Origin of the sequence: Sphingobacterium siyangense (assembly GCF_007830445.1) — a bacterium.
In the GTDB taxonomy this organism is placed as follows: Bacteria; Bacteroidota; Bacteroidia; order Sphingobacteriales; family Sphingobacteriaceae; genus Sphingobacterium; species Sphingobacterium siyangense.
The window spans coordinates 130,923-143,353 of sequence record NZ_VLKR01000003.1 but is presented as its reverse complement, the minus strand read 5'-3'; the positions used below and the strand labels follow the sequence as shown (position 1 = coordinate 143,353).

The 12,431-nt window shown below is 37.8% G+C and carries 11 protein-coding genes and 1 riboswitch; of the genes, 5 read left to right on the top strand and 6 right to left on the bottom strand.

The window, feature by feature from the left end:
• Nucleotides 1-19 precede the first annotated feature (19 nt).
• Nucleotides 20-610 carry a helix-turn-helix domain-containing protein gene (locus IQ31_RS04505; protein WP_088160067.1) on the bottom strand — a complete coding sequence of 197 codons (591 nt, stop codon included), beginning with the start codon at nt 608-610 and terminating at the stop codon, nt 20-22.
• Nucleotides 611-1,032: 422 nt separating this feature from the next.
• Here IQ31_RS04505 and IQ31_RS04500 point away from each other — a divergent pair, with 422 nt between their 5' ends.
• Nucleotides 1,033-1,563, top strand: a complete 531-nt coding sequence (locus tag IQ31_RS04500; RefSeq protein WP_145327179.1) for a hypothetical protein — start codon at nt 1,033-1,035, stop codon at nt 1,561-1,563.
• A 100-nt stretch (nt 1,564-1,663) separates the two neighbouring features.
• Here the strand turns inward: IQ31_RS04500 and metE are convergent, their stop codons facing one another.
• The 3 genes from metE to IQ31_RS04485 form a co-directional block, all read right to left on the bottom strand.
• Nucleotides 1,664-3,976, bottom strand: coding sequence for a 5-methyltetrahydropteroyltriglutamate--homocysteine S-methyltransferase (gene metE, locus IQ31_RS04495; protein WP_120333103.1), 2,313 nt, complete (start codon nt 3,974-3,976; stop codon nt 1,664-1,666).
• Nucleotides 3,977-4,054: 78 nt separating this feature from the next.
• A riboswitch (SAM riboswitch) is annotated at nt 4,055-4,158 on the bottom strand.
• Nucleotides 4,159-4,344: 186 nt separating this feature from the next.
• The gene (locus IQ31_RS04490) at nt 4,345-5,034 is read right to left on the bottom strand and encodes a response regulator transcription factor (protein WP_172840643.1); all 690 of its coding nucleotides are present in this window, start codon (nt 5,032-5,034) and stop codon (nt 4,345-4,347) included.
• Nucleotides 5,035-5,136: 102 nt separating this feature from the next.
• Nucleotides 5,137-6,969 carry a sensor histidine kinase gene (locus IQ31_RS04485; protein WP_075990853.1) on the bottom strand — a complete coding sequence of 611 codons (1,833 nt, stop codon included), beginning with the start codon at nt 6,967-6,969 and terminating at the stop codon, nt 5,137-5,139.
• Nucleotides 6,970-7,348: 379 nt separating this feature from the next.
• On the opposite strand from IQ31_RS04485, the gene IQ31_RS04480 reads away from it, so the two are divergent.
• Nucleotides 7,349-7,678 carry a hypothetical protein gene (locus tag IQ31_RS04480; RefSeq protein ID WP_145327178.1) on the top strand — a complete coding sequence of 110 codons (330 nt, stop codon included), beginning with the start codon at nt 7,349-7,351 and terminating at the stop codon, nt 7,676-7,678.
• Nucleotides 7,679-7,725: 47 nt separating this feature from the next.
• Here the strand turns inward: IQ31_RS04480 and pyk are convergent, their stop codons facing one another.
• On the bottom strand, nt 7,726-9,153 hold the full coding sequence (gene pyk, locus IQ31_RS04475) for a pyruvate kinase (RefSeq protein WP_075990855.1): 1,428 nt from the start codon (nt 9,151-9,153) through the stop codon (nt 7,726-7,728).
• Nucleotides 9,154-9,287: 134 nt separating this feature from the next.
• Nucleotides 9,288-9,782 (bottom strand): IPExxxVDY family protein, encoded by a 495-nt coding sequence (locus IQ31_RS04470; RefSeq protein WP_232475665.1) that lies wholly within the window; start codon nt 9,780-9,782, stop codon nt 9,288-9,290.
• A gap of 287 nt (nt 9,783-10,069) precedes the next feature.
• Between IQ31_RS04470 and IQ31_RS04465 the strand changes: the two genes are divergently transcribed.
• From IQ31_RS04465 to rnc, 3 genes are all read left to right on the top strand, one after another.
• Entirely contained in the window at nt 10,070-10,306 is a 237-nt protein-coding gene (locus IQ31_RS04465; RefSeq protein ID WP_028070665.1) for an acyl carrier protein, read from the top strand.
• Nucleotides 10,307-10,333: 27 nt separating this feature from the next.
• Nucleotides 10,334-11,587, top strand: a complete 1,254-nt coding sequence (gene fabF / locus IQ31_RS04460) for a beta-ketoacyl-ACP synthase II (RefSeq protein ID WP_046674847.1) — start codon at nt 10,334-10,336, stop codon at nt 11,585-11,587.
• A gap of 84 nt (nt 11,588-11,671) precedes the next feature.
• Nucleotides 11,672-12,412 carry a ribonuclease III gene (gene rnc / locus IQ31_RS04455; protein WP_088160073.1) on the top strand — a complete coding sequence of 247 codons (741 nt, stop codon included), beginning with the start codon at nt 11,672-11,674 and terminating at the stop codon, nt 12,410-12,412.
• Nucleotides 12,413-12,431 lie beyond the last annotated feature (19 nt).

Below are 12,431 nucleotides of genomic sequence, written 5' to 3'. Positions count from 1 at the left end.
CAAATTCATTTGTATTGGTTTAGTTTGCAGCACTGAGCTTGGCCTTCCTTATTGTGATATAATTAAAAATAGTGAAGGTTAGAATCAATATGTAGTAGCATACTGGGATGAGTAAAAAATAGGCGCTATTGAATATATCGCTTAAAAAAGACGGTAGTGAAATCTTAAAAAAATCTGCAATAATAATATAGCCTATGAAACTTCCGAGAAAAAATAGTCCAACAGCATGTATTACAATTATTTTTTTTAGGTGCTTACTGTAAAAGGCGTCTTTATTTTGCTTCGTATAGCCCATAATCGCTGGGACCAATAATCCTAATAATGGATTGACCAGAAAGGTGAGCGATGCTAAATATAGCGCTTTAATACTTCCTGTTTGATTGTTGTCGATACTGATTTGATTTACATTTGGCATAATGAGTTGTTCTAAAGGTATTTCTAAGATTTGACTGATCTGTTTGAGACTAAATCCACTGATTTCTTCAGTGCCTTTTTCGATGCGTTGCACTGTTCTTAGCGATACACCCGCCTGATCGGCGAGTTCCTGCTGCGTTAGTCCCTTACGTTTTCTTGATAGTTTGATTAATTGATTAGCTGATTGACTTTCCATAGTCCAAAGATGGGGAAATAGTCATTGAATTTCAGCAAAATTGATGCGACAATAATATGCCAATATCGTGCTGTGAGATATAACAGATTAATAATCAAAAGTTTTTGGGAATGTGGTAAATATTTTGAATCTTTGCAATTTAACAGAGTAATTAATAAAAACGGAAGAATATGTTTGCAATATTAGAAAATCCCGCTTCGTCCACAGAGAAGATTCTCGGGAATATTCTTCGGAATACGGCCCTTTCCTAATCTTCTTTTTTAATACGTTAAGTAACCCACGTTGATATTGGCTAAAAATTGGCTCTCTAAATGGTGGCCCACTGTTCCAATATGCTTAGCTTATTATGGAGTTTTAGAAATCCAGTTACTTTCAAGATGATTGTGAAAGCTGGATATGAATGTTATGTTTTAGAAAATTTTATGAATTCAGTAAATAAATATGTCCTTCAGGCACTGGATAACTATCCAATGTATTTGGAGGAGACCATGGAATCCTTATCCTATGCGCTGTCTTATGATGAGTCCAATACAATGGCGCTGTGTTTGATGGGAAGAGTTCATGCCGAACAGCTATTGGACTATGAGCAGGCAAAAAGGTATTTCCAGGAAGCTTTGGTGCATAATGTGCAGGCACTGGAGGTATATCCTTATTTCATTCAGACACTGATCGATATGGGGGAGTATGAAGCTGCAAAAAAGACGATTAAATTTGCTTTGACACTTCCGGCGATGCCCTTGGCAGGGATATGGATCAAGAAAGCACTTTTATTTGAAAAATTGAGAAAATATAAAAAGGCATTGAAGGCGTTAAAGATGGCACAACTTGAGAATGTTGATCTTGATTTTTCGTCAAGCCTGAAGTCGATTGAAGATCGGATTAAGGGGAAACAGGAAATTAAGAACGGGAAAGAAAAGGAAAACAAGAAAGAAAAGAAGAACACCCGAAAATAGTCTTACATTATCCGGATGACGGTTTTTGTTTCGAACCAAGGTCCAATAAAGAAGCCCTAGATGAAATTTCATCTAGGGCTTTATCAATATAGTTTAAGAATTATTCTGCTCTTAAGATTTTCGCAGCCTCAACCATCGACTCTAAAGCCGCTTTGGTTTCTGGCCAAGCACGAGTTTTCAAACCACAGTCAGGGTTAACCCAAAGTTGTTCTGCTGGAACTACTGCTTTTGCTTTACGCAATAGATCTACCATCTCATCTTTGCTTGGAACACGTGGTGAGTGAATGTCATAAACACCTGGACCAATATCGTTTGGATATTTGAAATCACCGGCGAAAGCATTCAACAATTTCATTTGAGAGCGTGAAGTCTCAATCGTGATGACGTCAGCATCCATTGCAGCGATGTCTTCGATTACATTATTGAACTCAGAGTAACACATGTGTGTGTGAATCTGTGTATCGTCCTCTACATTTGATGAAGAAACACGGAAAGCACGTACTGCCCAGTTCAAGTAATCTTTTTGATCAGCTTTACGTAGCGGCAATCCTTCGCGGATTGCTGGTTCATCGATTTGTATGATTTTGATACCTGCTTTTTCCAGCGCTTGTACTTCATCCAAGATCGCCAATGCAATTTGGTAAGTCGTTGTTGAACGCGGTTGATCATTACGTACAAAAGACCATTGTAAGATGGTAACCGGACCAGTCAACATACCTTTAACCGGACGGTTAGTCAATGATTGAGCGTATGAAGACCAACGGACAGTCATATCTTCAGGACGGTATACATCACCATAGATAATCGGAGGTTTTACACAACGTGAACCGTAAGATTGTACCCAGCCGTTTTGTGTGAAAGCGTAACCAGCCAATTGTTCACCGAAGTATTCAACCATGTCGTTACGTTCGAATTCGCCATGTACTAATACGTCGATATCCAATTGCTCTTGAAGACGGATTGTGTTTTCAGTTTCTTCTGCGATTGCTTTATCGTACTCTGCCTGCGTGATAGCACCTTTTTTCAGGTCTGCTCTCCATTTACGAACATCTTTCGTTTGCGGGAATGAACCAATAGTTGTGGTAGGGAATGCCGGCAAGTTGAACTTCGCTTGTTGCGCTGCTTTACGGTCAGCAAATGCTGAAGTACGTTTCGCATCGTCATCAGTGATATTGCTTGTACGTGTTTTAACCTCTGGTTTGTGGATCAGTGGAGAAGTACGACGGCTTTCAGCGGCAGCTTTGTTCGCTTCGAAGCGTTTTGCTGTTTCAGCATCAACTTCACCTTCTGCTAATACGGCTAAGTCTTTTACCTCAGCTAATTTTTGTTTAGCAAATGCTAACCAGTTTTTTACTTCAGCTGGTAGCGATTGCTCATTGTGTTCATTGTCTAAGTCGAAAGGAACGTGCAACAATGATGAAGAAGGAGCTACCCATACACGGTCTTTTCCTAATGCATCAACAGCTTGTTTGATTTTAACCAATGATTTTTCGTAATCATTTTTCCAGATGTTACGGCCTTCAACAATACCCAAAGATAATGTTAATGAAGCAGGAACTTTAGCTAGTACCGTATCCAATTGGTTTTCACCGCGTACCAAATCCAAATGTAAAGCATGGATAGGTAAGTTAACTGCGATATCTTCGTTGTCTTTTAAAGCTTCGAAGTAAGTCGTCGCGATTAATTTGATATTTTTTGCTGCTGCAGCTAATTTTTCGAAAGTAGGTTGATATAAAGCTTTTACTTTAGCATCTAAATCCAATGCTAAGAAAGGCTCGTCAATCTGAACATATTGCGCACCGGCCTCAGCTAGTTTAGCTAATATTTGCTCATATACTGGAACAAGTTTATCCAATAAATCGATGCGGTCAAAGCCAGCTTCTTTTTCTTTACCGATCAAAAGGTAAGTGATAGGACCTAATAGAACTGGTTTAGTATCGATGCCCAATGATTTTGCTTCGTTATATTCATTTAAGAATTTTTCGGACGTCAATTTGAATTCTTGATCTTTTGTGAATTCTGGCACCATATAGTGGTAGTTGGTATCCAACCACTTGGTCATTTCCATTGCAGTCACGTCGATTCCTTCTTGTTGGAAACCACGCGCCATGGCAAAATATAGATCTAAGCTGTAATTGTTGTCTACTTTATTCAATAAAGAATGGTAACGAGCAGGAATTGCACCAACAGTAAGGGTTAAATCCAATACTTGATCGTAAAAAGAGAAATCATTGGAAGGGATCAAATCTATTCCAGCATCTTTTTGTGTTTTCCAATTGCCTTCACGAATTTTTTTTGCTGTGTCCAATAATTCCTCAACAGAAGATTTTTTAGCCCAATAGGCCTCATTGGCTTTTTTCAATTCGCGGAACGCGCCCACACGAGGGTAACCTAAATTGTTAGTCAATAACATAATGAATGTTTTTAATATTTCTTTTTCAACTATATTTCTTGCTAGAGAGAGAAGGACACACTAGAATTCGGTGACTTCGGCTTATCATTCCCATATCAAGTAGGGTAGAATTTAGCACCTTGTCAAGGGACAGGTTGCTAAGGCTTCATCGGGTCTATTCCCTCTGCCTTTCTCTATAAGCGACGCTAAGTTAGAACATTTCTTTTTGAAATGCAAATTTTTTATAAAAGTGCGTCAATTTTTTATATTCTACTAAGGATAAAATTGTTTTGTTCTTTTCTTTTCATCCGTGATTTAGTGTATGTCATGTTTCAATACGCTGTGTAGCATAAAAAATGGGGAATGACTGTTTCTCATTCCCCATTCTTTTAGCTCACCAAAAGTTTGTAACCTTTTCCGTGCACATTGACAATTTCAACTTTACTATCTTCTTTTAGATATTTACGAAGTTTACTGAGAAATACATCCATACTTCTACCCGTAAAGTAGTTGTCATCATGCCATATTTTTAATAAAGCTTCTTCCCGGGTCAGCACATCATTTTTCTTTAAACAAAGCAAGCGCAGTAGTTCCGCTTCTTTAGTGGATAGTTTTTGCATCTGTCCTTTGTAAGAAATTTGCTGACTTGTATAATCAAAGAAATAATCACCAATTTCAAATTTATCAGCAACCACTTCCTCTTCTTTGTCTCGAACACTGCGCTTCAGCAAAGCATTGATGCGGAGCAATAATTCCTCCACTCGAAAAGGCTTTGTGATATAATCATCTCCCCCTAATTCAAAGGCTTCGGTTTTATCTTCCATCATCCCCTTTGCTGTGGCAAAGATAATAGGAACAGTATTGTTTGTTTTTCTGATTTCACGTCCAACTGTAAATCCGTCCTTTTTTGGCATCATGACATCGAAAATACAGAGGTCGTAGTTATTTTTTTTGAATTGAGAAATCGCTTCATCTCCATCCGTGCATAATGTGACGTCAAATTTTCCCTTTAATTCGAGATAGTCTTTTAAAAGATCCCCCAAATTAGGATCATCTTCTGCTAATAATATCTTTTGCATAATGATTATATTAATTTTCACCAATGTCCCTTGATACTGATAAATCAGTTTTCCTCAACCTTTGAAATTTTTTAAAGAGGAAATATACAAAAAAGGAACGTTTTATTTTTTAATAGGCAAAATTACTTCAAAGGTCGTGCCCTTATCTTTTTCACTTTTAACTGTAATTTTTCCGTTCAGCCTTCTCAGGATGTCCTGGACATAACTTAAGCCAAGACCAAATCCTTTGACATTATGAACATTTCCAGTTGGAATACGGTAGAACTGGTCGAAAATCTTTTGCAGGTGATCCCGACTCATCCCAATACCGTTGTCGGCAATGGTGATAACAATGGTATCACCAACATTTTTGGATTGAATATTCACATGCAGATCTCCTTTGTTGTACTTAATTGCATTATCCAGTAGATTATAAAATACATTTGAAAAATGCAGCTCGTCACCAACAACAACATCTTTCGCCGCCGCTAGATCTATGGAAAATTTTCCGCCGATATTTTGCATCCTTAACTGCATACTGTCGGTAACTGCTGAGACAAGATCATTAATATGCACATCCACCTGGTCTAACTTTAATGTTTCCTTTTCCAATCGGGCTAGGTCAAGCACACGTTCGATGTGATTTCCGAGTCTAACATTTTCGTCGTAGATGATATTAGCCAATTTCTGAACGCGCTTATGGTCGGCATTGATGTCTGGATCTTTAAGTGACTCGCTGGCAATCATAATTGTTGCAACAGGTGTTTTAAACTCATGCGTCATGTTGTTGATGAAATCTGTTTTCATTTCCGAAACTTTCTTTTGTCTGAAGATGATAATCAGTGTATAAGCAAAACAACCCACCAACAAGAAAAGTAGTGCCAGCATAGGTAGTAACAGATAGCCCATATTATCTGCGATTATCGCCTTTTTATTGGGAAAATAGATTGTTAATTTCCCTGGCGCAGCACCGATATCACCTTTAAAAAGTGCGGTCGAGTATTTTGTTGTATTTGTCGGGTTATTTAGAGCGGCTTCGTTTAAAATATTATTTAGTAATATATTGTTTGTACTCCATATTTCAATATTAAAAGGAGCTTTAATATCGCGTTGAGCCAACTCATCTTTGATCAGTTCCTGGACAATGATGACATTCAACCGATCCTTTAACGGACGCTTTGCTAGCTCCATTCCAATAGCAACATCTTCGATGTAATCTGCCTTTTTACCACCGAGCATAGCAACGGAGTCGTAAACGTTGAAACCGGACCAAGAATTCTTTCTGTTTAGCACATCGAGCCTTTTTTCCAAATCAGAGATGGTTTTTGCAAGTTTTGCATTCTCTCTTGGTGGTAAGGTGGCTACCCTGAATTTTGTCTGTTGATTGACCAATGGGTCCATTAGTGGGATAACAAACCGCGTGCTGTCATCTTTCCCATTCACCTGATCATCTACTTTGGACGCATTTAACATGATAAAAGCTTGTACCAGATTATCGTCGGTAAGCTCATTTGAAACAGAAAATTTGATAAATTTCTGGTACTCCGGTCTTTTGATGTATGTTTCGTAAAAGGAATTTTTGATTTCAATTACATTTGGATACAAAGCACGTAATTGGTCTTCTTGCTCTTTGAAGTTTGAGAAAACAACATGTTGTTTGTTTTTTAATTCTTCAATTCTATACTGTATTTCGAGTTGCTCGGCCAACAGACGTTGTTTGGCCTGTTCCTGCTTGGATTTTTCAATGTTACGTTCCTGTTGAACTTTAGCAAAGTCGACCACCTCCCGTCGTTCAAGCTTTCCAGCAACAGCTGTAATCGCAGCATTGACGGACTCATCAAATAATTGGGATTTTTGACGATATGAATCTCTCAGAAAATAGAATTGCATAGCCAATACCCCAATTAGAGCTAGAGACATCAGTCCAATGATTAATACAATGCTATTTTTCTTCATTAGGGTTGGGTGTTAAATAAATGTATTTTGAATATATCACAAAGTTTATAGTACTCAGTTTATTTACCTTTTGCGTATCCATCCCTTATACCATGTGAGTGGCCATTTAAGGTCCGGTAGCCCATATTTTCTTAAATTGTTACAAATATAAAGATGCTAATGTGTTTTGAAGCTGTTTTAACAATGTTTAACAGCAATCTGTTTAAATATAGGTGCTGTTGTTTGTAAATTAGTGAATAGAAATAAATTATGTGCTGAATTGGTCTATTGATAAATTTAGTCTACGCGGTTAATTCTGGCTGCTATAGAAGTGAATAAGCCGAGTATAACGTGTTCATTGGTGCAATTGAGTGCAGATACTCTTAACAACTATATAGAGATGAAAAGTTATGTATTATTATTGGTATTATCTTCCATAGGAACAATTGCTTTGGGGCAGGTGAAGGTAAAGCCGCAGATTCCTTTGATGGAGGAAAAGGAAGCAAAGATGCCCGTCCTAAAATTGGATTCTTCTAATGAGAAGTACAATATGCCTATTAAGAACCTGAAGCGTGTGGATGGTTTAGCTCCTATGCCAGGAACGGAAAAAATGCCTAAAGGTGATGAGAAAGAAAACAATCTTCCGTTTAGACGCTTGAATGATTCGCTAAAGGTGAAGGACTTTAAATTAAAAATCGACTCCTTGTATCCAAACAAGCAAAAAAAATAGCGTTCTATCTAGAACGCTATTTTTTTTGCTTTAATCCTTATTGTCCATTATAGCTGGGAAACACGGATTGTATTTGTTTTACCTTTTTCGATTAACGGTGTCGAAGCTGTATTGATAATGATAGATCCAGGTTTAACGTAGTTATTTTTTACAATAAATTTGTTAACATCATGGATAGATCCATCCGTGCTTTCGAACTTGTCGTAGATAAAAGTTTTTACTCCCCAAAGTAGGCTGAGTTGTTTCAGTAATTTTTGTGTTCCTGTGAAAACTAAAATATCTACATTTGGTCTATAACTTGTAATTTCAAACGCTGTTGCACCAGATGATGTCAATACCGCAATTGCAGATGCATTTGTTTTTTGAGCAAGGTAAACCGAAGAAGCGCAAATCGCATCCGGAATAAGTGTTCCGTCGTGGATTTCACTAACTTTCTCATTATAATAAGGATAAGAAGTTTGTTCCACGTGGATAATGATTTTGCTCATTGTTTCGATAACGATTTCAGGGAATTCACCGACTGAAGTCTCGCCACTTAACATCACAGCATCCGCTCCATCCAATACGGAGTTGGCTACGTCATTTACTTCAGCACGTGTAGGACGTGGTGTAGTGATCATACTTTCCAACATCTGTGTCGCAATGATCACTGGTTTTGAAAGATCTCTACATTTCTGTACGATGATCTTTTGAAGTCCTGGTACCTCTTCCATTGGAAGCTCAACACCCAAATCTCCACGAGCAACCATAACAGCATCTGTAGCTTCGATAATTGCATCAATATTTTCAATCGCTTCTGGTTTTTCAACTTTTGCGATTACACGTGCATGGCTTCCTTTTGCCTCGATGATTTTTTTACATTGAAAAATATCTTCTGCCGAACGGACGAAAGACATAGCGATCCAGTCTGCACCATGATCCAAGGCAAAATTCAAGTTGTCTAAATCTTCTTCGGTCAACGAAGGGATCGATACTTTAGTATTTGGTAAGTTAACGCCTTTACGTGAAGTAAGGACACCTCCGTGTACAACTTCACAGGTAACAGTGTCTTTATGATTGGTCTCTAAAACACGAAGTTGAAGTTTTCCGTCATCAAGTAAAATGATTTCGTTGGCTTCAACATCGTTTGGAAAGTTTTCGTATGTAATGTAGATTCTGTTTTCGTCTCCGATAAGTTCGTGTGTTGTGATTTCAACTTTTGAACCATTCACGAGAACAGCGCCACCTTCTTTCATTTTTCCGATCCTAATTTTTGGACCTTGTAAATCGGCTAAGATGGCAACATTGAATCCTGTTTCATTATTTATTGCATTTATAGTTTCGATTACCTTAAGGTGATCTTCCTGGCTGCCATGAGAGAAATTCAACCGGCACACATCAACCCCTTTGGCAATCATGTTGGTCAAAACTTGTTTGTCTGCCGAGGCAGGGCCTAATGTTGCGACAATTTTAGTCCTTTTTTGAACTTTTTCCATCTGTTATTTTGTATTTTAAATGTTCTTCATTAATCACAACAAATAGCTCACTATATTGTTGTGTTTTGTCAAAACTAAATCGAATTAATTTAGATCTAAACTGGGGTGTATTTGCTACACTAACCTACAGTTTGCTAAAATATGAGATTTTCTTTAGATTTCAATATTTTTGGCGATATTTCTTTTGCAATGACAACTTCGGGTAATTTGCTGATCCTTTTGATAATATGTTCCACGTCATCCTCACAGATGTAGTTTTTGATAATGATAAAAAAATCAAAGTGGGGGTTTTCGGGAATTAAATAAGTTCCTTCGATGCTCTTATTGTTGATAAGAAAATATTCCGTATCAGCATCGGGGATAAGGTAATGAAAAGCAGTGAAGTGGTAGCTTATTTTTTTCTTTGTGTCAAAGATAATATGATATTCAAGTTCTTCTTCGGGTTTGTTTTTTTGTCGGCCATCATGGTCGTATTTACTTTCTTTTCCTCTGGAAAAATTCAGATTAGTCTCCTTGTTGATAAAATGGCAGAGTCGGTAATCTTTCAGAGAACAGGTGATGGCGAGTAGGGTAAAATCCAACTCTTCGTCCATATCCATATCTAATCTTGCTACTAACTTATTGACCACTTTAATGCTTAAATATATGCTCCTCTGCTAACGAAGGTACTAATAAATTTAAGGTTGGAATATACTTTTTGTGTAAAATTTGAGTTAATTAGCTGAGCGTTTGGAATACAAAATATTTTTTGTTATACTTGAACTAAGTTAATATAGAGTGGGTTAGCTAGTATAAGACGCGAATAAGTTCGGTCGCCTAACGTGGTGACTTTCATCTAAATATCAATTTAGGTTTGAATTTTGATGAAATTTATTTTTCTTTGCACAGATTTATTAAACAATTAAACTATAAAATCATGTCAGATATCGCTTCAAGAGTAAAAGCAATTATCGTTGAAAAATTAGGTGTTGACGAAAACGAAGTAACACCAGAAGCTTCATTCACTAATGATTTAGGTGCTGATTCACTTGACACTGTTGAGTTGATCATGGAGTTTGAAAAAGAATTCAACGTTGCTATTCCTGATGATCAAGCAGAGACTATTGGTACTGTTGGTCAAGCAATCGCTTATTTAGAAAAAAACGTTAACTAACTAATTTAATTAGGCTAATCGTAATAAATGGAGCTTAAAAGAGTAGTAGTAACAGGATTAGGCGCCCTTACACCAATTGGAAATACCGTCTCAGCTTACTGGGAGGCGTTAATAAATGGTGTAAGCGGAGCTGCTCCTATTACGCATTTTGATGCGTCAAAATTCAAGACTCAGTTTGCATGTGAGGTAAAGGGGTTTGATCCGCATGAATTTATGGATCGTAAGGAAGCTCGTAAAGTCGATCCTTTTGTCCAGTATGCAATTGCGTCAACAGATGAGGCAATTAAAGATGCTGGCTTAGATTTTGAAAAATTAGATACAAATCGTATCGGAGTAATTTGGGGCTCAGGAATAGGGGGGTTAACAACTTTCACTGAAGAAGTTGCAAACTTTGCAAAGGGAGATGGAACACCTCGTTTCAATCCTTTCTTCATTCCTAAGATGCTCGTTGATATTGCTCCAGGACATATTTCAATGCGTCATGGTCTTCGTGGGCCTAACTTTTCTGCCGTATCGGCTTGTGCCTCGGCTACCAATGCAATGATAGATGCTTTTAACTATATCCGTATGGGCAAAGCTGATGTGATTGTTACGGGTGGATCAGAAGCTACAGTTAATGAGGCCGGAATTGGTGGGTTCAATGCTATGCATGCTTTGTCAACCAGAAATGACGACCCTAAAACAGCCTCACGTCCTTTTGATAAAGATAGAGATGGTTTTGTTTCGGGAGAGGGTTCAGGTGCCTTGATCTTAGAAAGTTTGGAGCATGCCTTAGCACGTGGAGCAAAAATCTATGCAGAGATTGCAGGGGGTGGAATGAGTGCTGATGCGCATCATATCACAGCATCGCATCCTGAAGGATTGGGCGCAAAACTGGCTATGACAATGGCTGTAAATGATGCAGAGATGGATTTTTCAGATATTGATTATATCAATGTTCATGGGACTTCTACACCGGTCGGTGATATTAGTGAAACGAAGGCTATTGTTGACCTGTTTGGTGAACACGCCTATAAATTGAATATCAGTTCAACTAAATCAATGACAGGGCACCTTTTGGGTGCTGCAGGAGCTATAGAAACTATCGCTTCTATATTGGCTGTTCAAAATGATATTGTCCCTCCGACAATCAATCACTTTACAGACGATCCGGAAATTGATAATAACTTGAATTTTACATTCAACAAAGCGCAAAAACGTATAGTTAATGCGGCGTTGAGCAACACATTCGGTTTCGGTGGCCACAATGCTACTGTTATTGTGAAAAAATATAAAGCTTAATGTTTGATCCTTCAAACATGGTTTGATAATATGAGCTAGCGACAGGTTCTTTAACTAGGACTTGTCGCCTTATTTTTAGAAGAGATGCCTTTTGCAAGGATATATAAATTATATTTTTCGCCAGATCGGGAATACGTTAGAAAACTAAAAAACCTGCTTGGATTTGTCCCCGGAAATGTACATCTGTACAAGATGGCTTTTAGACACAAGTCTGTTGCCGTTACAATTAAAGAGGGCGCCAAGAATAGCAACGAACGTTTAGAATTCTTGGGTGATGCTGTTTTGGGTTCGGTTGTGGCTGAGCTGTTATTTAAGAAGTATCCTTATAAAGATGAAGGGTTCCTGACTGAAATGCGCTCAAAAATTGTCAGTAGAGCGAACCTAAATCAACTTTCTAGAAAGTTGGGTTTTAATGAGCTTATCCAGTTTGATGCGCGAATGATCAGTTTTCCGAATAAACAGGGATCCTTATTGGGTGATGCTTTTGAGGCATTGGTAGGGGCAGTCTATCTGGACAGGGGCTATGTTTTTACAAAGAGCTTTTTGTTGAATCGAATTATTAAACCGCACGTCGATATTCATCTATTGGAACAGACGGAAACAAACTTTAAGAGTCGATTGATTGAGTGGTGTCAACATACTGGCAAAGAGATCGTATTTCGGCAAACAGACAATCCGGAAGGAGAGTCTTCTAAAATGTTTAGTATTGAAGCGGTCGTTGATGGTATTGTTTGTGGACTTGGCCGTGATTTTAATAAGAAATCTGCAGAGAAATCTGCAGCCGAAAAAGCCTGTGAATTCCTTAAAATTCTAGAAGTAGAATAAAGGATTTTATTAACTTTGC